Annotated in this window: 19 protein-coding genes; 9 read left to right on the forward strand and 10 right to left on the reverse strand. The window is 73.7% G+C overall.

The features are described from left to right. Nucleotides 1-171: 171 nt before the first annotated feature. Both FHS39_RS22040 and FHS39_RS22045 read left to right on the forward strand, forming a co-directional pair. The gene (locus FHS39_RS22040; protein ID WP_246470401.1) at nt 172-1,995 is read left to right on the forward strand and encodes an AMP-dependent synthetase/ligase; all 1,824 of its coding nucleotides are present in this window, start codon (nt 172-174) and stop codon (nt 1,993-1,995) included. Nucleotides 1,996-2,088: 93 nt separating this feature from the next. After that, nucleotides 2,089-2,931, forward strand: coding sequence for an aldo/keto reductase (locus FHS39_RS22045; protein WP_184351171.1), 843 nt, complete (start codon nt 2,089-2,091; stop codon nt 2,929-2,931). 40 nt (nt 2,932-2,971) lie between these two features. Here the strand turns inward: FHS39_RS22045 and FHS39_RS22050 are convergent, their stop codons facing one another. Then, nucleotides 2,972-3,277 (reverse strand): 4a-hydroxytetrahydrobiopterin dehydratase, encoded by a 306-nt coding sequence (locus FHS39_RS22050; RefSeq protein ID WP_184351172.1) that lies wholly within the window; start codon nt 3,275-3,277, stop codon nt 2,972-2,974. 113 nt (nt 3,278-3,390) lie between these two features. Between FHS39_RS22050 and FHS39_RS22055 the strand changes: the two genes are divergently transcribed. Further along, the gene (locus FHS39_RS22055) at nt 3,391-4,206 is read left to right on the forward strand and encodes a helix-turn-helix domain-containing protein (protein ID WP_184351173.1); all 816 of its coding nucleotides are present in this window, start codon (nt 3,391-3,393) and stop codon (nt 4,204-4,206) included. Here FHS39_RS22055 and FHS39_RS22060 read toward each other — a convergent pair. The 3 genes from FHS39_RS22060 to FHS39_RS22070 form a co-directional block, all read right to left on the reverse strand. Continuing rightward, the gene (locus tag FHS39_RS22060; protein ID WP_184351174.1) at nt 4,196-4,570 is read right to left on the reverse strand and encodes a nuclear transport factor 2 family protein; all 375 of its coding nucleotides are present in this window, start codon (nt 4,568-4,570) and stop codon (nt 4,196-4,198) included. The two genes, FHS39_RS22055 and FHS39_RS22060, sit on opposite strands and share 11 nt — an antisense overlap. Before the next feature lie 127 nt (nt 4,571-4,697). Beyond that, complete coding sequence (locus FHS39_RS22065) at nt 4,698-7,052, reverse strand: collagenase (protein ID WP_425507806.1); 2,355 nt, start codon at nt 7,050-7,052, stop codon at nt 4,698-4,700. Nucleotides 7,053-7,206: 154 nt separating this feature from the next. Further along, nucleotides 7,207-7,935, reverse strand: a complete 729-nt coding sequence (locus tag FHS39_RS22070; RefSeq protein WP_184351175.1) for a GntR family transcriptional regulator — start codon at nt 7,933-7,935, stop codon at nt 7,207-7,209. Nucleotides 7,936-8,072: 137 nt separating this feature from the next. On the opposite strand from FHS39_RS22070, the gene FHS39_RS22075 reads away from it, so the two are divergent. Together FHS39_RS22075 and FHS39_RS22080 are read left to right on the forward strand one after the other, a co-directional pair. Beyond that, nucleotides 8,073-8,654 carry a TetR family transcriptional regulator C-terminal domain-containing protein gene (locus FHS39_RS22075; RefSeq protein WP_184351176.1) on the forward strand — a complete coding sequence of 194 codons (582 nt, stop codon included), beginning with the start codon at nt 8,073-8,075 and terminating at the stop codon, nt 8,652-8,654. Nucleotides 8,655-8,777: 123 nt separating this feature from the next. After that, entirely contained in the window at nt 8,778-9,539 is a 762-nt protein-coding gene (locus FHS39_RS22080; protein WP_184351177.1) for an SDR family NAD(P)-dependent oxidoreductase, read from the forward strand. On the opposite strand, the gene FHS39_RS22085 is transcribed toward FHS39_RS22080, so the two are convergent. Continuing rightward, the gene (locus FHS39_RS22085) at nt 9,529-10,944 is read right to left on the reverse strand and encodes an amino acid permease (protein ID WP_184351178.1); all 1,416 of its coding nucleotides are present in this window, start codon (nt 10,942-10,944) and stop codon (nt 9,529-9,531) included. The genes FHS39_RS22080 and FHS39_RS22085 overlap by 11 nt on opposite strands. 235 nt (nt 10,945-11,179) lie before the next feature. Then, nucleotides 11,180-11,392 carry a hypothetical protein gene (locus FHS39_RS22090; protein ID WP_184351179.1) on the reverse strand — a complete coding sequence of 71 codons (213 nt, stop codon included), beginning with the start codon at nt 11,390-11,392 and terminating at the stop codon, nt 11,180-11,182. A 108-nt stretch (nt 11,393-11,500) separates the two neighbouring features. On the opposite strand from FHS39_RS22090, the gene FHS39_RS22095 reads away from it, so the two are divergent. Together FHS39_RS22095 and FHS39_RS22100 are read left to right on the forward strand one after the other, a co-directional pair. Further along, nucleotides 11,501-12,901, forward strand: coding sequence for a CoA transferase (locus tag FHS39_RS22095; RefSeq protein ID WP_184351180.1), 1,401 nt, complete (start codon nt 11,501-11,503; stop codon nt 12,899-12,901). Between the two features lie 132 nt (nt 12,902-13,033). Continuing rightward, complete coding sequence (locus tag FHS39_RS22100; RefSeq protein WP_184351181.1) at nt 13,034-14,929, forward strand: DUF5107 domain-containing protein; 1,896 nt, start codon at nt 13,034-13,036, stop codon at nt 14,927-14,929. Nucleotides 14,930-14,938: 9 nt separating this feature from the next. On the opposite strand, the gene FHS39_RS22105 is transcribed toward FHS39_RS22100, so the two are convergent. Both FHS39_RS22105 and FHS39_RS22110 read right to left on the reverse strand, forming a co-directional pair. Next, nucleotides 14,939-15,286, reverse strand: a complete 348-nt coding sequence (locus tag FHS39_RS22105; protein WP_184351182.1) for a VOC family protein — start codon at nt 15,284-15,286, stop codon at nt 14,939-14,941. A 50-nt stretch (nt 15,287-15,336) separates the two neighbouring features. Beyond that, the gene (locus FHS39_RS22110) at nt 15,337-16,152 is read right to left on the reverse strand and encodes a class I SAM-dependent methyltransferase (RefSeq protein ID WP_184351183.1); all 816 of its coding nucleotides are present in this window, start codon (nt 16,150-16,152) and stop codon (nt 15,337-15,339) included. A gap of 194 nt (nt 16,153-16,346) precedes the next feature. On the opposite strand from FHS39_RS22110, the gene FHS39_RS22115 reads away from it, so the two are divergent. Both FHS39_RS22115 and FHS39_RS22120 read left to right on the forward strand, forming a co-directional pair. Beyond that, on the forward strand, nt 16,347-17,552 hold the full coding sequence (locus FHS39_RS22115) for an aminotransferase class I/II-fold pyridoxal phosphate-dependent enzyme (protein WP_184351184.1): 1,206 nt from the start codon (nt 16,347-16,349) through the stop codon (nt 17,550-17,552). A gap of 78 nt (nt 17,553-17,630) precedes the next feature. Next, nucleotides 17,631-18,653, forward strand: a complete 1,023-nt coding sequence (locus tag FHS39_RS22120) for an MBL fold metallo-hydrolase (RefSeq protein ID WP_184351185.1) — start codon at nt 17,631-17,633, stop codon at nt 18,651-18,653. Nucleotides 18,654-18,665: 12 nt separating this feature from the next. Here the strand turns inward: FHS39_RS22120 and FHS39_RS22125 are convergent, their stop codons facing one another. Both FHS39_RS22125 and FHS39_RS22130 read right to left on the reverse strand, forming a co-directional pair. Beyond that, on the reverse strand, nt 18,666-19,358 hold the full coding sequence (locus FHS39_RS22125) for a 4'-phosphopantetheinyl transferase family protein (RefSeq protein ID WP_184351186.1): 693 nt from the start codon (nt 19,356-19,358) through the stop codon (nt 18,666-18,668). Between the two features lie 71 nt (nt 19,359-19,429). Next, nucleotides 19,430-21,436 (reverse strand): prolyl oligopeptidase family serine peptidase, encoded by a 2,007-nt coding sequence (locus tag FHS39_RS22130; protein WP_184351187.1) that lies wholly within the window; start codon nt 21,434-21,436, stop codon nt 19,430-19,432. Between the last annotated feature and the right edge of the window lie 2 nt (nt 21,437-21,438).

Raw genomic sequence — 21,438 nt, forward strand, 5'->3', positions numbered from 1 at the left:
GCCGGTCCCCTGCGGAGACACTCGGACACCGGGTGAGCATCGGTGGCGGATTCCGTGCAGATTCGGTCGAGACCCGGCGGGGAGGCGGAGTGAGGCGAATCCGGGGGGTTCGCACGCGGACGGGATCGGGTACGGTCACGGCGCTGTGCGGAGCGTCGCGAGGAGCGAGAGTTGCGCGAGTTCACCGTTCCATCCCTGGTGACGGCGCCCCACGTCGGAGGACTGGCGGACGTCGTGTTCGACCATGCCGCCGAGGATCCCGGCCGGGTGGTGTTCGGCCGCAAGGCGGACGGTCGCTGGCAGGACGTGAGCGCGGGCACCTTCCGGGACGAGGTGCTGGCCCTGGCGAAGGGCCTGCTCGCACAGGGCGTCCGGTTCGGCGACCGCGTGGCCGTCATGTCCCGCACCCGCTACGAGTGGACCCTCTTCGACTTCGCCCTCTGGTGCGTCGGAGCCCAGCCCGTACCGCTGTACCCCACCTCCTCGCCCGAGCAGGTCTTCTGGATGCTGCACGACGCGGAGGTCTCCGCCTGCGTGGTCGAGCACGAGGACCACGCCATGACCATCGGCTCGGTCGTCGACCGGCTGCCGCGCCTGGCCCGGCTGTGGCAGCTGGACGCCGACGCCGTCGCCGAGCTCTGCGCGGCCGGGGAACGCATCGACGACGCGGTGGTCCACCGGCACCGCATGGCGCTCACCCCCGAATCCCCCGCCACCGTCATCTACACCTCGGGCACCACGGGCCGCCCCAAGGGCTGTGTACTCACCCACGCCAACTTCATGGCCGAGGCCGACAACATCGTCCGCGCCTACGACCCCGTCTTCCGCTCCCGCCCCGGTGAGCAGGCGGCCACCTTGCTGTTCCTGCCGCTCGCCCATGTCTTCGGGCGGATGGTGCAGGTCGCGGCCGTCCGGGGCCGGGTCAAGCTGGGCCACCAGCCGCAGCTGTCGGCCGCCGCACTGCTGCCGGACCTGCGGGAGTTCCGGCCGACGTTCATCCTGGCGGTGCCCTACGTCTTCGAGGGCATCTTCGCCTCCGCCCGGCGGGAGGCGGAGCTGGCGGGCAAGGCGGGCCCGTTCGAGCGGGCCGTCGACGTCGCCCTGCGCTATGCGCAGGCGGCGGAGGAGCGGGCCTTCGGCACGGGCCCGGGGCCGGGCGCTGCGCTGCGCGTGCAACACCAGGTATTCGACAAGCTCGTCTACTCCCGGATCCGCGAGGCGCTGGGCGGACGGGTGCGGCACGCGATGTCGGGCGGCTCGGCGATGGAGCGGAATCTGGGGCTGTTCTTCGCGGGCGCGGGCATCACCGTCTTCGAGGGGTACGGGCTGACGGAGACGACCGGCGCCGCCGTCGCCAACCCGCCCGAGCGCACCCGCTACGGCACCGTCGGCAGACCCGTGCCCGGCACGACCGTGCACATAGCCGACGACGGAGAGGTGTGGCTGCGCGGCGGCCAGGTCTTCACCGGCTACCTCGGCGACGGGCGCGCCACCGACGAGGTGCTGCGAGACGGCTGGTTCGCCACCGGCGACCTGGGCGAGCTGGACGAGGACGGCTATCTGACGATCACCGGGCGGAAGAAGGAGATCCTGGTGACCTCCGGCGGCAAGAGCGTCTCCCCGCTGCCCCTGGAGGAGCGGGTCCGCGCCCATCCGCTGATCGCCCAGTGCATCGTCGTCGGCAACGACCGCCCGTACATCGCCGCGCTCGTCACCCTCGACCAGGAGGCGGTCGCCCACTGGCTCACGATGCGGGGGAAGCCGGTGTCCGAGCCGGCCGATCTGGTGCGCGATCCCGAGCTGGAGGCCGAGATCCGGCGGGCGGTCGTCGCGGCCAACACGCTCGTATCGCAAGCGGAGTCGATCAGGACCTTCCGCATCCTGGCGGCGCGCTTCACCGAGGACCAGGGCCTGCTGACCCCGACCCTCAAGCTGAGGCGGAAGGCCATCGAGAAGGCGTACGCGACGGACGTCGAGGGCCTCTACGGCAAGTAGCGCAAACGGCGGTATCCCGCGACGGATCCCGGCGCGCGGGGAAGGTGACATCGAGGCGAGCCTCCCCCCGTCCGCACGTAAGGATCGATCCCCGTGAGCCACGTCCCTTCCCTCACCCTCAACAACGGCGCCGCGATGCCTCAGCTCGGCTTCGGCGTCTGGCAGATCCCCGACGAGGAGGCGACGGCCGCCGTCTCCACCGCCCTCGAAGCCGGCTACCGGAGCATCGACACCGCCGCCGTCTACGACAACGAAAAGGGCACGGGCCGGGCGCTCGCCGCCTCCGGCATCCCCCGCGACGAGCTGTTCGTGACGACCAAGCTGTGGAACAGCGCCACCGAGAAGTGGACCCGAGAGAGCGTCCTGCGGGAGTTCGACGCCTCGCTCGACAGGCTGGGGCTCGACCACATCGACCTGTACCTCGTGCACTGGCCCCGAGCCATGCGCGACGACTACGTCACCATCGTCCGCACCTTCGCCGAGCTCGCCGAGAGCGGGCGGGCCCGGGCGGTGGGCGTCTCCAACTTCTCGGCCGCGCACCTGGAGCGGGTGCTCGCCGAGACCCCGGTCGTCCCTGCCGTCAACCAGGTCGAGCTCCATCCGCAGTTCCCGCAGGCGGAGCTGCGCGCCTTCCACGCACGGCACGGCATCACCACCGAGGCCTGGTCGCCGCTCGGCCAGGGCAAGGGCCTCCTCGACAACCCCGTCCTCGCCCGCATCGCCGCCCGGCACGACCGCACCCCGGCCCAGGTCGTCCTGCGCTGGCACCTCCAGCTGGGCCACGTGGCGATCCCCAAGTCGGTGACGCCGTCCCGCATCCGCGAGAACATCGACGTCTTCGGCTTCGTGCTGGACGACGCCGACCTGGATGCGATCGCCGGCCTCGACCGGGGCAGGCGGCTGGGCCCGGATCCCGAGGAGTTCGACTACGCCTGACGGGCGGCGGCGCGGGCCCCGGCCGTCCCGGGGCCCCGGCTCAGCGCGCCCCGTGTCCCGGAGCGACCGCCTCGACGCGGCGGGCCAGTTCGACGTCGAGCCCGGTGACCTTGCCGCCGACGCTGTGCGTGTTCACCGTGAGGGTCACCGTGTTGTAGCCCAGGGTCAGATCGGAGTGGTGGCCCAACTCCTCCTGGATCTGCGCGACATGGATCACCAGCGCGGCCGCCTGGAAGTGCCCGTCGAAGGTGTACGTCCGCGTGATCCGGTCGCCGTCCGTGCTCCAGCCGGGCAGCTCCTGCAGGCGTTCCTCGACATCCCTCTGCGAGAGCGGTTCCACTGCCATCACACCATCCCCTTCGTCCATGGGGTACCGGCGGGTACCCGTGATGCCAGCGTCCCATGTGACGGGGGCGCTTTCGCGTCAATGTGCGGGCGCATCCGGGTTACGGTCGGGCCATGACAATTGTTGCGGCTGCCCCGGAAGCGGGCGTGGGAGCGCTGCTGCGCGAATGGCGGGACCGGCGGCGGATCAGCCAGTTGGAGCTGGCGCTGCGTGCCGACTCCTCCGCCCGGCACATCAGCTTCATCGAGACGGGCCGGTCGCGGCCGAGCCAGGAGATGGTGCTGCGGCTGGCCGACCACCTCGACGTCCCCGTCCGGGAGCGCAACGCCCTTCTCATCGCCGCCGGTTACGCCCCGCACTACCCCGAGCGGCCGCTGGACGACCCGGCGATGGACGGGCTGCGGGAGGGGCTGCAGCGGCTGCTGCGCAGCTACGAGCCGTTCCCGGCACTGATCGTGGACGGCACGTACCGCGTGCTCGCGGCGAACAGCGGCATCACGACGCTGCTGGACGGCGTCGCCGAGCCGCTGCTCACACCCCCGTTGAACGCCATGCGCATCACCTTGCACCCGCAGGGCATGGCCCCGCGCATCCGCAACTTCCGTGAATGGCGCGCCCATCTGCTGCACCAGATGGAGCGGCAGCTGGCGGTGCTGCGGTCGGCCCCGCTGCGCGCGGTGTACGAGGAGGTCAGCGCCTACCCGCTGCCGGACCCGGTGGGTGAGGAGCGGGCGGCGGAGGGGGCGGCGGTGCCTTTCGCGCTGCCCATGGTGATCGAACACGGGGGCCGGACGCTGTCCTTCGTCTCGACCATCGCCACCTTCAACACACCCATGGACGTGACCGTCTCCGAGCTGGCCCTGGAGACCTTCCTCCCCGCCGACGCGGAGACGGCCGCCGCCCTCATGGAGCCGCCGTTCAGGCCGTAGGCACCCGGTCGAGGAAGCCGAGGACGGTACGGATCCGGCCGTCCTCGGCCAGCGTCACCACATCGGACCCGGCGACGGGCGCGGACCCGTCGGCCAGGCTGACCAGCTCCCACGAGAACCGCACGGTGTCGTGGTGCCCGTCGGCCGCGCCGGTCTGCCGGAACTCGAACCCCGGGAACTGCTCGTGCGCCCCGGCCATCACGGCGGCGACGTGCGCGTGGCCGCGCACGTCGGCGAGCGGGTCGGTGTAGGTACCGTCCTCGCTCCACGCCTGCGCGACGGCCTTGGCCCGCGCGATGGCGTCGGTGGCGTTCCAGGCCTCGAAGTAGCGGGCGACGGCGTTGTCGTAACGGCTCTGCGACATGGTTCTCTCCTTGGTGGACAAGCGATGGCCACGACCACCCGGACCCGAGTGCGCGGGTCCGGGGGCCGTGGTCATCACCTTGCCGCCCGGGGGCGGTGGGGGCGATTACTCCCGGGGTAATGGCGTCTCAGCTGCGCAGGGGTCCCTCGCAGGTGAAGTCGGCGGAGCCTGCGTCGCCCGTGGTCCAGATGTCCACCCCGCCGAAGGAGCAGTTCATGTCGGCCAGGTTGTTCGCGGCCGGGCGGGTGCGGGTGAGGATGAAGTAGTCGACGGTCTTGGACATGTCCTCGAAGACATGGTCGGCGTTCTGGGAGTTGGAGAGGTTGGCGGTGATGCGGCCGGTGCAGGTGAAGCGAGCCCTGCCGTTGGTGTCGCCGTTGCCCGTGCAGGCCGGGGTGATGCCGGTGGCCTTGATGAAGGCCGAGCGGACCTCCTCGGGCCGGGAGTAGTCCAGCGAGCCGTTGGGCGTGAAGTGGGTGTCCGGCACGTAGAGGCCGTCGACGTCGGCGATCTGCTCGTCGAGGAAGGCGTCGTACTCCCGCTGGATCGCGGCGTCGGAGCCCATCCGGGTGCGCCAGGCGTCGAAGCCCTTGGGGTCATTGGCGCGCTGGTAGCCGTACATCTCGCGGAGCAGCGAGGGGTGTTCGGTCCACAGGAACTCGAAGAAGGTGCCCGCGTAGTCGTAGAAGCGGAAGCCGTCGCCGTCGTAGGTGGCGTGCAGGAACTGGTTGACGGTCATCCGCGGGCGGCCGCCGGCGGTGTCGGTGATGACGCCCTTGACCAGGGACTTGCGGACCTTGATGCCGTCGTCGCGGGTGGCGCCGTCGAAGAACTCGGCGGTGCCCTCGTCCATGGCGGTGGTCAGGTCGCCCGTGTACCAGGGTGCGTCGCCGAACATGCCGGGAACGGCCCAGCGGCCGTTGAGGTAGTGGGTGTACTCGTGCCGGAAGAGCTCTTCCAGGGTGAGCGTGGAGTCCTGCGGGACGCGGCGCTGGTAGGTGTAGAAGGTGGCGCCCCGCTCCACGTAGATGCCGCCGTTGTTGGTGCCCATGCCGGTCAGCAGCGGGTGGAAGACCTCGTAGTCGGCGCGCGAGGCGTACAGGTGGATGTGGAGGGTTGTGTTGGGGTCGCCGGCCAGCGGTGCGTCCGTGCCCAGCATCCGGAAGAACTGGGTCTTGACCTGCTTGCTCGCGTAGTAGAGCTGGTCGACGACGCTCTGGTCGAGGGCGGTGTGGACCTCGATGCCGCCCTTGTCGTAGGTGTAGGTGTGCGGGAAGAGCCGCGTCTCGATCTGGGGCTTGCAGACGTTGAAGGGGGCGCAGGCCTCGTAGTAGTTGAGCCAGGAGACCACCGAGGCCCAGGGGGCGCTGAGGTCGCCGAAGTTGGCCTGGGCGGTGGTCAGCAGGGTGCCGAGGTCGCCGACGATGGCGGTGCGCAGGCTGTCGATCTGGCCGAAGCGGCCGTATTCGCCGAGGGCATCGCGCACGGCCCAGGCGTTGGGCGTGTTCTTGAGGTGGGTGTGGCCGGAGAAGGCGCGGAAGGCGGCGCGGTAGCCGGGGTCGGCGGCCGCGGCCTGCTGGAAGGCGGTGTCCTTGTTGCCGGGGTAGATGCCGAGGTAGTTGACCGTGAGCGCGGCCAGGGCGGCGCCGCCCCAGGCGGGGTCGGCAGCCGTGGAGGCGCCGGGGGCGAGGGTGGCGAGCACCCGGGTGACCAGGCCGAGCTGGTGCTGGCGCAGGCCGGGGGCGCTGCCCGCGGTCAGGGCCTCGCGCAGGGTGCCGGCGTTCTGCCGGGTGGGGTCGAAGGTGTGGGCGGCGGCGGCGAAGGCGTCAATGGCGCTGCGCATCGCGCCGACGGTGGCCGGGTCGGTCAGGTCGATCTCGTCGTGCGAGAAGTCCTGGTAGACGGCGGCGTGGAGGTAGGTGAAGAGCTCGTAGAGGTGGGTGGCGTCGGTGCCGCCGTGGCCGGGGGCGAGAGCGGCGATCCGGCGGGAGACGGCCTGGACGTGGGCCCGGGACATGACCGGGGCGAGGCGTGCGTCCCAGGTCCAGATCAGGCCGTGCAGGCAGCCGTCGGCCGTGACGGCGGGGTCGGTGAGGAAGTCGGCGAGGTGCTCGGGGTCGAGGCCCGTGATGCCGTCGAGGGTGCAGGGGACGGTGCCGTCCAGAGCCTTGGCCGGCTTGCCGCTGGGGGTGGGGGACTGGGGGGCTGCGCCGGGCAGGCGTCCGGGGTCGACCTTGCCGCCGCCCGGCACGGGGGTGCGGCTCGACTCCTTGGGCGGGACGGCGAGCCGGTCGGGCTCGTCGGGGGGTCTGCCGTCCGCGGGCCGGGCGGCCGCGGGTCTGCCGCCCGTGGAGGTGGCGGCAGCGGGTGGCCTCTTGTGGGGGGTGGGAGCCGCCTGGGCGGCTCCGGCCATGGGCAGGGCGAGACAGGCCGCGAGGGTGGCGGCGATCAGCCCCTTGCGCACGTGACGTACCGCGTACACCGGTTCTCCTAGTGGGAGTTGATGTTGCGTCAGTTACGGAGGTGCGCCTGTACCATAGTAATGTGAAATTGCACTGACAACCCATGCCCCTCCGCTTTACCATCACTTGCCGAAGAGGAAGGACTTCGATGGCCCGGCCCGGCGGGCGGCCGCGTCAGAGGATGCGGGGACGGGGGGAACCGCCCAGGCACAACTTCGGAGCCGCCTCGACGGGCTCGTCGCGCGCCTGCGCCCACAGGGAGCGGATCTTGCCCAGGTGGCGGGCCGTGCAGGCCTCGGCGCCCGGGGCGTCACCCGCCAGGCAGAGCTCCAGCAGTTCGAGGTGCTCTTCGGCGGAGGGCAGCAGCTCGCCGCGCTCGTCGAGGCGGGTGAGGCCGTAGAGGCGGGAGCGTTTGCGCAGGTCGCCCACCGCCTCGACGAGGCGTTCGTTGCCCGCGAGAGCGAGCAGTCCGAGGTGGAAGCGGCGGTCGGCCTCCAGGTAGCCGATGAGGTCGTGGGCCCGGGCGGCGGCCACGATCTCCTCGGCCACCGGGCGCAGCGCTTCGAGCCGTTCGCGGGCGGCCGTGCGGGCGACCAGGCCGACGGTGGGGATTTCGATCAGGGCGCGGATCTCGGTGAACTGGTCGAGGTCGCGCTCGCTGACCTCGGTGATCCTGAACCCCTTGTTCCTGAGGGGTTCGACGAGGCCTTCGCGGGCCAGGTCGAGCATGGCTTCGCGGACGGGCGTGGCGGAGATGCCGAAGTCGGCGGCGAGGGCGGGCGCGGAGTACACGCTTCCGGGGCGGAGTTCACCGGATATCAGGGCGGCACGCAGCGCGTGGGCGACCTTGTCGCGCAGCCGCTCGTGAGCGGCGAGGGGGTCGCGGAGCCGGCGTTCGCCCATGTTGAGACCTCCGTGCAGGTTGTGGCCTCCAGCGTACAATGTCACGTTTTTTCAAGTCGGTTGATAGCGCGAACTCGTTTGATAGCGCCAACTCATTTTATTGACCGATCGTTCTCGATAGGGCTAGGGTCGGCGTCGTGGCGAGGACCAAGGAATTCGATCCGGACGCCGCCCTGCAGTCGGCTCTGGAGCTGTTCTGGCGGCGCGGCTACGAGGCGACGTCGATGGCCGACCTCGTGGAGCACCTCGGCATCGCGCGGGCCAGCCTCTACGCGACGTTCGGCTCCAAGCGCGAGCTGTACCTCAAGGCCCTGGAGCGCTACGGCGAGCAGCGCGGCCCGCGCATCGTGGAGGAGCTCTCCCAGCCGGGGCCGGCGCTGCCCGCCGTACGGGCGCTGGTGCACCGCTTCGCGGAGGAGGCCGCCTGCGACGAGCTCCGGCGCGGCTGCTTCGTGACCAACACGGCGGTGGAGCTGGCCGCGCACGACCCGGACACCGCGCGGCAGGTCGAGGAGAGCTGGCACAGCCTGGAGACGGCGCTGACCTCGGCGCTGATGCGGGCCAGGGCACAGGGCGAACTGCCCGCGGAGCGCGACCCGGTGGCGCTCGCCCGGATGCTGCTGGTGCTCCTTCAGGGCCTGCGGGTCGTCGGCCGGGTCAGCCGCGGGCCCGGGCGGCTGCGCGACGCGGCCGCCCAGGCGCTGGCACTGCTGGACTGACACGGATTCAACGGGCCGGGCGCGGGTCCCCGCACACCAGAATTCAAGAACGGCCGTTCTCGTTTCATGGAGACGAGCAGCCGGACGAGCATCGATCGCACAACCGCAAGAGGAGTCGTCGACATGACCGCACGCTTCACCGGCAAGACCGTCCTCGTCACGGGCGGCGGCACCGGCATCGGCCAGGCCATCGCGCTCGCCTTCGCCCGCGAGGGCGCCAAGGTCGTGGTCGCCGGGCGCCGGGCGGAGCCGCTCAAGGAGACCGTCGCCTTCGCCGAGGCCGAGGGCGGCGAGGCCACCGCGGTCACGGCCGACGTGACCCGCCCCGAGGACGTACGGGCCCTGGTCGAGCGGACGGTGGAACGGTACGGCAGCCTGGACGTGGCCGTGAACAACGTCGGCATCGCCGTGCCGCCCGCCAAGGTCGCCGACATCGCCGAGGACGACTGGCACGCGGTCCTCGACACCAACGTCACCGCCGTGTGGCTGTCGATGAAGGCGGAGATCGGGCACATGCGCGCGCACGGCGGCGGTGCCATCGTGAACGTCTCGTCGAACATCGGCGCGCACCTGCGCAAGCCCTCGCTGGGCGCGTACGCCACCAGCAAGGCCGCCGTCTCGGCGCTGACCCGCAGCGCCGCCCGGGACCACATCGCCGACGGGGTGCGGATCAACGCCGTCAGCCCCGGCCCGGTCGAGACGCCGATGTCCTCCCGGCCCGGCGAGTCCTCGCTGGACAAGGCCGAGCGGATGCGCCGCGAGGTCCCGGCCGGCCGGGCCGGCACGCCGGACGAGATCGCCGCCGCCGTGCTCTACCTCGCCTCCGAGGAGGCGGGTTACACGGTCGGCACCGAGCTCGTCCTCGACGGCGGCGTCACCGCGTGAGGGCCTCCGCGGCCGCAGCGGGCTCCTCGGCGGCCTCGGCCGCGGCCTCCGCGGCCTCCTGACCGGCGGCCTGCCGCCCGTTGTCCCCCGCCGGGCGGCGGGCCGCCATCCACACGTAGACGATGATCCCGGCGAACAGGAACAGCGTGCCCTGGTAGACGGCCGCGTAGCCCGCGCCCGCGACCAGCCAGAACGAGAAGCCGAACGCACCGAGCGCCAGCACCAGGTCGCGCGTCAGCCGGGCCGGACGGACCTTCTCGCGCTGCCCCTTGAGCAGGAAGTACACCTGCGCGGCGGTGGCCAGCAGATACGGGACGGTCGCGGAGAAGGTGGTGACCAGCACCAGGATCTCGAAGACCCCGCCCGAGCCGGAGGTGTAGTTGATGACCGTCAGCACCGAGGCGCAGATCGTCGCGGCGAGCACACCGGCGGTGGGCACCCCGCGCCGCTTCTTGCCGAACACCGCCGGGAAGAGGCCGTCCTTGGCCGCGGCGTAGGGCGCCTGGGCGCTCATCAGCGTCCAGCCGTTGAGCGCGCCCACGATGGAGATCACGGCGCAGCAGGCGATCAGTGTGCCGCCCCACGTGCCGCCGAACATCACGTCGACGGCGTCGGAGAACGGCGCGGTGGACTTGACCAGCTTGTCGTGGGCGACCGTGCCGAAGACCGACAGCGTGCCCAGGAGGTAGACGACGGCCGCGCCGATGGTGCCGAGCACGCTGGCCCGTCCCACGTTGCGCTCCGGATCGCGGACCTCGCCCGCGCTCATCGCCGCGGACTCCACGCCCACGTAGCTGTAGAGCAGGATCGCTGCCGAGGCCGACAGGCCGCCGGTCCAGCTGCCGCCGCCCTCGGTGAAGGAACCGAGCTTGGAAGGGTCGAAGAAGAAGAGTCCGACGACCGCCACGAACAGCAGCGGGACGAACTTGAGCACCGTGGAGACCAGCTGCACCGCACCCACCCAGCGGGTGCCGGCGAGGTTCGCGAGCGCCGGGAGCCACACCATCAGCAGGGCGATGGTCAGGTCGGAGCCGGTGGAGGGGCTGCCCCCGGTCACGACGTGGAAGTAGCCCACCCCGGCCACGGCGAGGGCCGCATTGCTGACCCAGGTCATGGTCCAGTACGACCAGGCCGACATGAACCCGGCGAAGTCGCCGAAGGCCTCGCGGGCGTAGACGTACGGGCCGCCCGTGCGCGGGTCGCGCTCGGCGAGCCGTCCGAAGACCAGAGCGAGCGCGATGGCGCCCACCGTCAGCACGCCGAAGGCCAGCAGGCTGACGGTGCCGAAGGGGGCGACGGAAGCGGGCAGCAGGAAGATGCCGCCGCCGATGATGTTGCCCATGACCAGGGCGGTGGCCGTGGGGAGGCCGAAACGGCGGGATTGCGTGCCGTCGGTGTCGTGCATGAGGTGGTGCGCCTCTCGTCCTGCGGGCAGGTCGCATGGATGTGCGACAGCACATAGTGACGGCACCGGGGGGCGGCGCAAAATCAGCGGTTTTTGTCCCGCGGGGGCCGCCCGGCGGCCGTAAAAGGTGCAGCGATCCCGGCCGTGGACCGCGATTCGTCCACCCCCTGCCGTCCGGGGCGGCACGCTCAAGCGGAATGTGCCGCACCGGACCGCACGGCCCGGCGGGGCCGCCTCAGCGCAGGGTGGGGTCCCGGTCCGCGTCGTAGTCGCCGGTGCCCCGGCAGTGCCGGCACTCCCCCGCACGGTGCACGGTCTCGGCCGGGCCCTTGAAGGGGTCCGTGCCGTCGCAGTAGGCGAAGGCGCGGGTCACGAAGCCGGAGCCGTGACACCACTGGCAGGTCCTGGCCTCCGGCTCCGGGCCGGGCTCGGGCTTGCGCTCACTCATCGATGCCGAGCCTAGCCCCGGGCCCGGGCCGCCGTGCCACCGGAAATCGCGTTCGAGGAGTGGCCCGCGACCCTTCCCGCAACTGACACCCAGTGCCACACTCGTGTGATGATCAAGCGTTCACGTGAGGCAACGGCCCACGCCTGGGCGGCACTCGGCGGAGATCCCGCCCTGACCGCGGCCGTCGAATCCGGCGGCCCGAGCGCCGTCCTCCCCGCCCGGCTGCCCGTGCGCGAGACGGCCCGCGCCACCGTCTCCGTCTGCGCCCTGGCCGCCGCCGAGCTGCTCACCGCGCGGCGCGGAGGCGGCACCCTCCCACCTGTCCGCGTCGACGACGGCGCCGTCGCGACCGCCTTCGTCAGCGAACGCCACCTGCGCATCGACGGCCGCGCCCCGACCGCCTTCGCTCCCCTCTCCCGCTTCTGGCCCACCGCCGACGGCTGGCTGCGTACCCACGCCAACTATCCGCACCACCGCGACCGCCTCCTTGCCTCCCTGAAGCTCACGGACACCGGCGACGACACGGAACTCGCCGCGCTCGTCGCCGCGGCCCTCGCCGAGCGGGAGGCCGCAGCGGTGGAGGAGGAGGTGTACGCGCACGGAGGGCTCGCCATCGCCGTCCGTACGCCCGGGCAGTGGGCCACGCACCCGCAGGGCGCCGAGGTCGCCCGCCGCCCGCTGCTGACCCTCGACCGGATCGCGGACGGGCCCATAAACACCCTGGGCGAGCCGTCCGGCGCGCTGCCCGCCGAGGGGCTGCGGGTGCTCGACCTCACCCGGGTCATCGCCGGTCCCGTCGCCACCCGCACCCTCGCCCTGCTGGGCGCCGACGTCCTGCGCATCGACGGCCCCGGCCTGCCCGAGAGCCCGGACGCCCACGCCGACACCGGCTTCGGCAAGCGCTCGGCCGTCCTCGACCTCGGGCGCCGCACGGACCGGGCCGTCTTCGAGGACCTGCTCGCCGCCGCCGACGTCGTGGTCACCGGCTACCGGCCCGGCGCGCTCGACCGGTACGGCCTGTCGCCCCGGGCGCTGGCCGAACGGCGGCCCGGCCTGGTCGTCGCCCGGGTCAGTGCCTGGGGCGGCCACGGGCCGTGGGGCACCCGGCGCGGCTTCGACAGCCTGGTGCAGGCGGCATGCGGCATCGCCGTCACCGAGGCGGGCCCCGACGGCCGGCCCGGCGCCCTGCCCGCCCAGGCACTGGACCACGGCACCGGCTATCTGCTCGCCGCCGCCGTGCTGCGCGCCGTCACCCTGCGGCACACGGCGGGCGGCACCCACCTGGCGGACCTCTCCCTCGCCCGCACCGCCGCCTGGCTGATGCGCGAGGTGCCGCGCGACACGGGTGAGCCCTCCGGCCCCTACGACGCGGACGCCCATCTGGCCGAGACCGAAGGCCCGTCGGGGCGGCTGCGGTACGCGCTGCCGCCGGTGGCCTTCGACGGCGGCCCGCGCGACTGGGCCCGGCCCCCGGGCCGCTGGGGGACCGACGCGCCGCGGTGGCGCTGAGGGCGGGCGACCGGGGGTTTCCCCAGACCTGGGCAGGAGTCCTGGTCGGCGGCGGTGGGAAGCAGTTCGATGTCCGTGGAGTGTCAGGGGGGCGCCGGGCGTACGGCGGCCCGTGTGAGGAGTTGAAGAGCCGTGGCCACGACCGTCCGCCGTGCCGTGTTGTCCCTGCCCGCCGCGCCGCTGGGGCCGGAGAATCCGCTGCCCCCGCTCGCCGCCCCCGGCGAGGCGCACCGCGTCGACCGCGCCCGGCTCGGCCCGCTCCCCGACGGCATGGCCCGCGGCATCGGCTACGCCCCGCTGCGCTCCCTGCTGCCCGTGCGCCGCCGTGACGACTACACCCGCACCCGGGTGCCCACCGACTTCGACGCGGTCGTCATCGAGAACGACCGGCTGCGCGCCACCGTCCTGCCCGGCCTCGGCGGCCGCGTCCACTCCCTCGAACACAAGCCGTCCGGCCGCTCCCTGGTCTACCGCAACCCCGTCTTCCAGCCCGCCGGCTTCGCCCTCAACGGCGCCTGGTTCTCCGGTGGCATCGAGTGGAACATCGGTGCCACCGGCCACGGCACGCTCTCCGTCGCCCCGCTGCACGCCGCCCGTGTGCCCGCGCCCGACGGGGGCGAGATGCTGCGGCTGTGGGAGTGGGAGCGGCTGCGCGACACGCCGTTCCAGGTCGACCTGTGGTTGCCCGACGGCTCCGACTTCCTCTACGCGGGCGTCCGCATCCGCAATCCGCACCACCGCACGGTGCCCGTCTACTGGTGGTCCAACACCGCCGTCCCCGAGACCCCGCACACCCGCGTCCTCGCCCCGGCCGACAGCGCCTGGCACTTCGGCTACGAACGCACGCTGCGCAAAGTGGCGGTGCCCGGGCAGGACGGCACCGACGGCACGTACCCGCTGGGCGGCGAGCCGCCCGCCGACCACTTCTACGACACCGCCGACGGCGCCCGGCCCTGGATCGCCGCGCTGGACGAGAGCGGCCGCGGCCTGGTGCAGACCTCGACCGGTCTGCTGCGCGGCCGCAAGCTGTTCGCCTGGGGTGCGGGCGCGACGGGGCGGCGCTGGCAGGAGTGGCTCACCGAGCCCGGCACGGGCGGCTACGCGGAGATCCAGGCCGGGCTCGCCCGCACCCAGCTGGAGCACGTGCCGCTGGAGGCGGGCGGCGAGTTCGCCTGGCTGGAGGCGTACGGGCCGCTGGCCGCCGACCCGCGGGCCGTGCACGGCACCGACTGGGCCGCGGCGCGAGCCGAGGCCGAGGCCCGCCTGGAGGCCGCGCTGCCGCGCACGCAGGTGGACGCCGCGTACGCCGCGTGGCGGCCGTACGCCGACCAGGAGCCCAAGGAGCAGCTGGCCACCGGCTCCGGCTGGGGTGCGCTCGAAGCCGAGCGGAGCGGCTTCACGCTGCCGGGCACGCCCTTCACGGCCGCAACGCTCGGCGCGCAGCAGCGGCCCTGGCGTCAGCTGTGGCACACCGGCACGCTCCGCGAGGACGGCCCGGAGCCCGGCCCGTCGCTGGTCGCCCCGCACTGGCGGGAGCTGCTGGAGGCCGCCGAGCCCGGCCCGCACGCCGCCTACCACCTGGGCGTCGCCCAGTGGCACGCGGGCGACCGCTCGCAGGCCGTGCGCAGCTGGGAGTGTGCCCTGCGGCTCGGGCTCGGCTGGCCCGCCCTGCGCTGCCTGGCCGCCGCCGACGCGGCCGACGGCCACCGTGCGCGGGCCGCCGACCGCTATGCCGCCGCCGTCGGCGCGGCCTGCACCGCCGGGGCGTCCCGCGCCGCGCTGTCCGCGCTCGGCCACGAGGCGGCCGAGGAGTTGCTGGCGGCGGACCGTGCGCAGGAGGCGGCGGAGGTCCTGGCGGGCCTGCCCGCCGCCACGCGGGCGCGCGGCCGCTTCCGGCTGCTGCAGGCGCGGATCCTGCTGGCGCTGGGGGAGGTTGCGGCGGCGCGGGCGGTCGTCGCCGAAGGGCTGGAAGTGGAAGACCTGAGGGAGGGTGAACAGGCCCTCGCCGAGCAGCTCTTCCCTGCCTGACGGCCCGGGTCAGCTCCTGCGGTCCACGTACTCGAACACCGATCCGTCGGGGTGACGCGCCACCAGGTTGCGTCCGATGGGGGTCGGCACGGGGCCCGCGATGATCTCCGCCCCCACCGTCCGGAGGTCGTCGAGCGCCTCGTCCACGTCGGTCACGGCGATCGTCGCCGTGATCTTCCGCAGGATGGACAGCTCCGCCTCCGGGCCGCTCATCAGGAAGAAGCAGCCGACGGCGGCGACCGAGACCCCGCCGCGCTGGAAGCGCAACGCCTGGGCCCCGGTCAGCCGTTCGTAGACGGCGATCGCCGCGTCCAGGTCACCGACACACACCCGTAGCGAAGTCCCGAGAATGTTCATGGAAACCAGGCTAGTTGGAGGAGCCGGTGCCGTGGGCGGGTCGCGGAGGATCACACACGACAGAGGAGTTCGCCGTTGAGCACCGCGAACCACGCGTCCTCGTGCCGCCCCCACGCACGCCAGGCCGCGGCGATCCGCTCCAGCCCCGCGCGGTCGGTGTGGCCGCCGTCCACCGCGAGGCGGGCGTAGTCGGAGGCGACGGTGCGGTCCGCCCACAGCCCGCTCCACCAGGCGCGTTCCGCGGCGCTCGCGTAGCACCAGGCGCTCGCGGTGGCGGTGGCGTCGGTCAGGCCCGCCCGGCGGGCCCAGGACAGCAGCCGCCGCCCGGCGTCCGGTTCGCCGCCGCCGGCCCGGGCGACGCGCTGGTAGAGGTGCTGCCAGTCGTCCAGGCCGGGGAGGTGCGGATACCAGGTCATGGCCGCGTAGTCCGCGTCGCGGACGGCGACGATCCCGCCGGGCCTGCACACCCGGCGCATCTCGCGCAGCGCGCCCACCGGGTCGCCGACGTGCTGGAGCACCTGGTGGGCGTGGACGACGTCGAAGGAGGCGTCCGGGAAGCGCAGCGCGGCGACGTCGCCGGTGACGAAGTCGGCGTTGTCCAGGCCGCGTTCGCGGGCGAGCGCGCGGGCCCGGCCGAGCACTCCCTCCGCCGGGTCGAGGCCGGTGACGCGGCCTTGCGGGACGAGCGCGGCCAGGTCGGCCGTGATGGTGCCCGGGCCGCAGCCGATGTCCAGGATCCGGTGGTGCGGTTCGAGCTCGGGCAGCAGGTAGGCGGCGGAGTTGGCGGCCGTGCGCCAGGTGTGCGAGCGCAGGACGGACTCGTGGTGGCCGTGGGTGTAGACGGCCTCGTGGGCGTTGCCGGGCATGACGGTCCCCTTTTCGGAAAGCGGCGCTGTCGGTGCCTCAACGGTACGCAGTCGTCTCGCATGACGAGAGTGGTGTCTTGCGATACGGGACGCCTCGTCACTCCCGCGCCCGTGTCGCCCCGCCCGCGCCTCCTTGATCTGCGAAGGTGGACGGAAGACCGGGCGAGGTATGCGAGGTACGGAGGTACGTACGGATGCTCAAGGACTCCCCGGCACCCGCGCTCCCGCCCCCCGAGCACGGTCTGCCCGTGGTTCCCGAGGTCGCCGCGCACCTGGCCCGGGCCGCCGGGCGCGCCACGGCGGAGCCGGTCGGCGGCGGCGAGGAACTGCGCGCCGCCGCGGCCGGATACTGGGCGCGGCGGGGGCTGCCGACCTCGCCCGGACACGTCCTCGCGGCCCCCGGCGCCCAGCCCCTGCTGCTGGCCCTGCTCGCCTCGGCGGGCGGCGAAGTGCTGCTGACCCGGCCGTGTGCCCCCTGGTACGGGTCGCTGGCCCGGCTCGCCGGCAGGCTCGCCTACCACGTGGCCGTACCGGCCGAGTGCGGCGGCGTGCCCGACCCGTTCGCGCTGCTGGAGACCGTGACCCGGATCCGGGCCGAGGGCGGGCGGCCGCGTTTCCTGGTGCTGTCGGTGGCCGATGAGACCACCGGGACGGTCGCGCCGCCGGAGATCCTGCACGAGGTCCTGGAGGCCGCGGCCGCCGAGGAACTGACCGTCGTCAGCGACGAGACCTGGCGCGACACGCTCCACCACCCGCTCGGCACGGTGTTCGTCGGGCCGGCCGAGATGTACCCGGACCGCGTCATCGTCCTGACCGACCTCGCCGGCGCCCTCACCCCCAGCGCCTGGCCCGTCGCCGCCGCCCGCTTCCCCGAGGGCGGCGTCGGTCCCGCGCTGCGCGCCCGGTCCCTGACGGTGCTGAGCGCGCTGCGGGCCGAACTGCCGCCGCCCGTCTCGGCGGCCGCCCGCTACGCGCTGGCCGAGCCGGAGCCTGTGCGCGCCCGGACCGCGGCCGCCACCCGGCTCTACGGCACCCTGGCCGCCGCCGCCCGCGAGCGGCTGGCCACCGCCGGGGTGCTGTGCCGCCCCCCGCAGACCGGCCCCCACCTCTACGCCGACCTGGGCGAGCTGCGCACCGCCCTCGCCGCCCGCGGCATCACCGACTCCGTCGAGCTGGAGGCCCACCTCGGCAAGGCGCTGGGCCATCCGGCGCCGGGCGGCCACCGGTTCGGCGACGACCCGGACGCGCTGCGGGTGCGGCTGTCCATCCCGCCGCTGCTGGGCACCACCGACGAGCAGCGGCAGCGCGCCCTCGACGCGCCCGACCCGCTGCACGTGCCGGATGTCGTCGCGGCGTTGTCCACTTTTGCATCGGCGTTCAGTGAACTCGCCGGCGCCTGATCTACCGTCGGTCGGTGGGCGGACCGCCGCGCGGGCCGCGCACCGCACCACACCGGTTCCCCACGAATGGAGCCCCAGATGACCGAACAGACCGAGCGCCCACTCGCGGAACCCCGCCCCCTCGGCGAGATCCGGTCCTGGCCCCGGTCGTTCGCCGACCGTCTCACCGCCCCGCTGCCGGGCGTACGCGCACTGGCCCGGCTCGCCCGCGAAGGACGGCTGCGCCCGAGCGCGGACGCGCTGCGGGAGATCCCCGACCTGCCCCTGGAGCCCGGCCCGCTGCCCGCCGTCGACGCCACGACCGTCGCCGTCACCTGGGCGGGGCACGCCAGCTGGGTGGTGCGGGTGGGCGGGCTCACCATCCTGACGGACCCGGTGTGGTCCCGCAGGATCCTCGGCACCCCGTCCCGCGTCACCCCGGTCGGGGTGCGCTGGGCGGATCTGCCGCGGATCGACGCCGTCGTCATCAGCCATAACCACTACGACCACCTCGACGCCCCCACCCTCAAGCGGCTCCCGCGCGAGACGCCCCTCCTCCTCCCGGCCGGCCTCGCGTCCTGGGCCCGGCGCCGCCGCTTCACCCGCGTCACCGAACTCGACTGGTGGGAGGCGGTCGAGCTGCCGGGGCCGGCCGGTCCGGTCCGCTTCGACTTCGTCCCCGCGCACCACTGGAGCAAGCGCACCCTCACCGACACCTGCCGTTCGCTGTGGGGCGGCTGGGTGCTGACCGCGCCGGAGGGGCAGCGGGTGTACTTCGCGGGCGACAGCGGCTACGGCTTCTGGTTCGAGCGGATCGGCGGCCGTTACCCGGGCATCGACATCGCCATGCTGCCCATCGGCGCCTACGACCCGCGCTGGATGCTGGGGCCGGTCCACACCGACCCGGAGGAGGCGGTCCGTGCCTGCCAGGATCTGGGCGCCCGGGTGATGGCGCCGATGCACTGGTCGACCTTCCTGCTCTCCGCCGAGCCGCCGCTGGAACCGCTGCACCGGGTGCGCGCCGCGTGGGAGGCGGCGGGCAGATCGCGGCAGGACCTGTGGGACCTGCCCATCGGCGCCTCGCGGGTGCTGTCGCCGGTGCAGCTGAGCGACCCCCCGTAGGCGCCGCCCGGCTCAGGCGACGGCCACCGCCACGGCGCCCGCGTGCCCCTCCCCCACCGCGACGTCGGTCAGCGTCCAGCCCGGCGGCGAGGCCGGGGCGGCCCCCGACCCCACGTACGTCACCGCCGGGCTCTCGGAGAGCCCCGTGCCCGTCCCCTTGAGGTACGCCTCCTTGCGCGTCCAGCACCGGGCGAAGGCCAACGGCCGCTCGGCCAACGGCAGCGCGTCGAGCTCGGCGGTCTCCAGCGGATGCAGCATCCGCGCCACTTCCGCCACCACGGACTCGGGCTGCTCCGTCTCCACGTCCGCCCCGATCGGGGTGTCGGCAAAGGCGAACAGCGCCAGGTCCCCGGTGTGCGAGAGGTTGAAGTGCAGCCCCGTCGCACCGGCCACGGCAGGGCGGCCGTGCGGCCCGCCGCAGCCGGGGCACGGCTCACGCGTGAGCTCGACCGCCGCCGGATCCAGCCCGAGATACGCCCCGAGCAGGCTGCGCAGCCCGAGATGGGCGGCGACATAACGCTCGCGATGGAGCTGCCGGATGAAGGCGGCGGCACGCTCGCGCTCGCCCGCGTCGAGAACGCGCTCGTACTCCTCGGGCGGTACGGGCGCGTGGTCGCCGATGCGCAGCAGCCACACCTGCGGCGGGCCGCCGGGCGACCAGCGTCCCGGGAGGGGGTCCTCACCCAGCAGCCACGGGCCGTCCATCAGTTCGTCTCCCCCAGGTATCCGGTCACCGCCCCTGTGCGTGCGCACAGCCGGTGTGGCAGATGATCAGGCTACCGGTGCGCGGGGGTGCCCGGCATGTCCGGTGGGGTGATACCGAAGGACCGGACATACAGCGCCAGTTCGGCCTCAAGCGCACGGATCAGCGAGTCGGCGCGCCGGAAGCCGTGGCGCTCGCCCTCGAAGGCCAGGTGTGTGTGGTCCACGCCCCGCCCGGCCGTCGCCGCGAGCAGCAGCTCGCCGTGCTCGGGCGGGCAGATCGGGTCGTCCAGCCCTTGCAGGAGCAGGTACGGGGCGGATATTCGCTCGGCCCGGCTCAGCGGCGAGCGGTCGCGGTAGCGTTCCGGCACCTCGGCGAACGGGCCGATGAGGCTCTCCAGATAGGCCGCCTCGAAATCATGCGTGCCGCCCTCGGCCCAGGCCATCGGCTCGATCAGCGGACAGGCGAGCATGGCGCAGGCGTAGAGGTCGGTGGAGGCCAGCGAAGCCGCTGCGGTCCAGCCGCCCGCGCTGGCGCCGCGGATCCCGAGCCGGGCCCGGTCGGCGGTGCCTTCCGCGGCGAGCGCCTCGGCGACAGCCGCGCAGTCCTCGACGTCGACGACGCCCCAGCGCTCGCGCAGCCGGTTGCGGTACTCCCGCCCGTAGCCGGTGGAACCGCCGTAGTCGACGTCGACGACGCCGATGCCGCGCGAGGTGAAATAGGCGATCTCCAGGTCGAGCACGAGGGCCGAGCGGCTGGTGGGGCCGCCGTGGGCCCAGACCACGAAGGGGGGCAACTCGCCTGCGGGGGCGGTGTGGCCGGGGTTGCGCGGCGGATGGACCCGGGCGTGGATCTCCCGGCCGCCGGGGCCGGTGAACGTCCTCACGTGCGGCTCGGGGTAGTAGGCGGGGTCCACGGCATCGGTGTGCCGGGCGCCGACGGCACGGGCCCGGCCCGTGCATGTGTCGAGCTCCACCACTTCGTACGACGTGCGGGGGCTCGCCGCGACGCCGATGACGCGCGTGCCGGTCGCCTCCAGGGTGGGGGCCCATTCCGTCCACGGCCCGGCGGCATCCACCAGCTCCCCCGTCTCCGGGTCGAGGATGCCCAGGCGCTGGGCGCCCCGGCCGTGGACGACCGCGATCAGGCCGTTGGCCAGCGGGGCGAACCAGCGCTGCCCCAGCCGCCAGAGGGGACCGGCGAACTCCTCCTCGCGCGGACAGAGGTTGACGCTCACCACGCCCTGCCCCGCCGACTCGCCCCCGGCGTCGAGACGGTGCAGATTCCACCATCCGGTGCGGTCGGTCACGGCGAGCAGTGCGCCGTCCCGCCCCCACTCGACCTGGGCCACGGACTCCTCCGGGCCGCCCAGGACTGTCCGGGCACCGCGGAAGCGGCCGTCCGGGCCGACTTCGGCCACCCGCAGCTCCGTGCCGTCCCACGGCATGCCCGGGTGGCCCCAGGCGAGCCAGGCCACCCGCCCGCCGTCCGGGGAGAGGCGTGGGCCGGTGACGAAGCGGTGCCGGCCGTCGCTCAGGGCGCGCAGCGCCGAGCGGTCGGAGGCGGCGCTTCCGTCCAGCGGCACGGAGACGATGAGCCGCCGTACGTCACCGGGCCGCTCGCCGGTGAACTCCTCCAGCACGCACCACACTTCGCCCCGCTCCCACAGCAGCACGGGGTCGGCCCAGCGCAGGCCGCCGCCCACGGCCGACAGCGGCGTCAGCGCTCTGGGCGCCCGGCCCTCCGGGGCGTCGGGCTCCCAGGCGTACAGCCGCTGATCGCCGTCGTGGACGAAGACCACCAGCGGGCCGCCCGCCGGCCGGGGAGCGGCGGCCCACGGGCGGCCGCCGTACTCGTGCACCCGGCTGCGCACGTCCCACGGCGCCTCCAGGGCCGGGGCCTCGACCCCGTCGGAGGCCCGCCGCACCAGCGTGCACCGGCCCCCCTCCGCGGGGCGCGGGGCGACCCACCACGCCTCCTCGCCCACCAGACCCACGAAGTCCGGCCGACCGCCGCGCCGCGCGGCGAGTGCGGCATCGACGGGGGAGCGCCAGGCTCCGTAGGGCGCCGTGGTCACCATGT

This window comes from Streptomyces olivoverticillatus, assembly GCF_014203555.1.
GTDB classification, from domain to species: domain Bacteria; phylum Actinomycetota; class Actinomycetes; order Streptomycetales; family Streptomycetaceae; genus Streptomyces; species Streptomyces olivoverticillatus.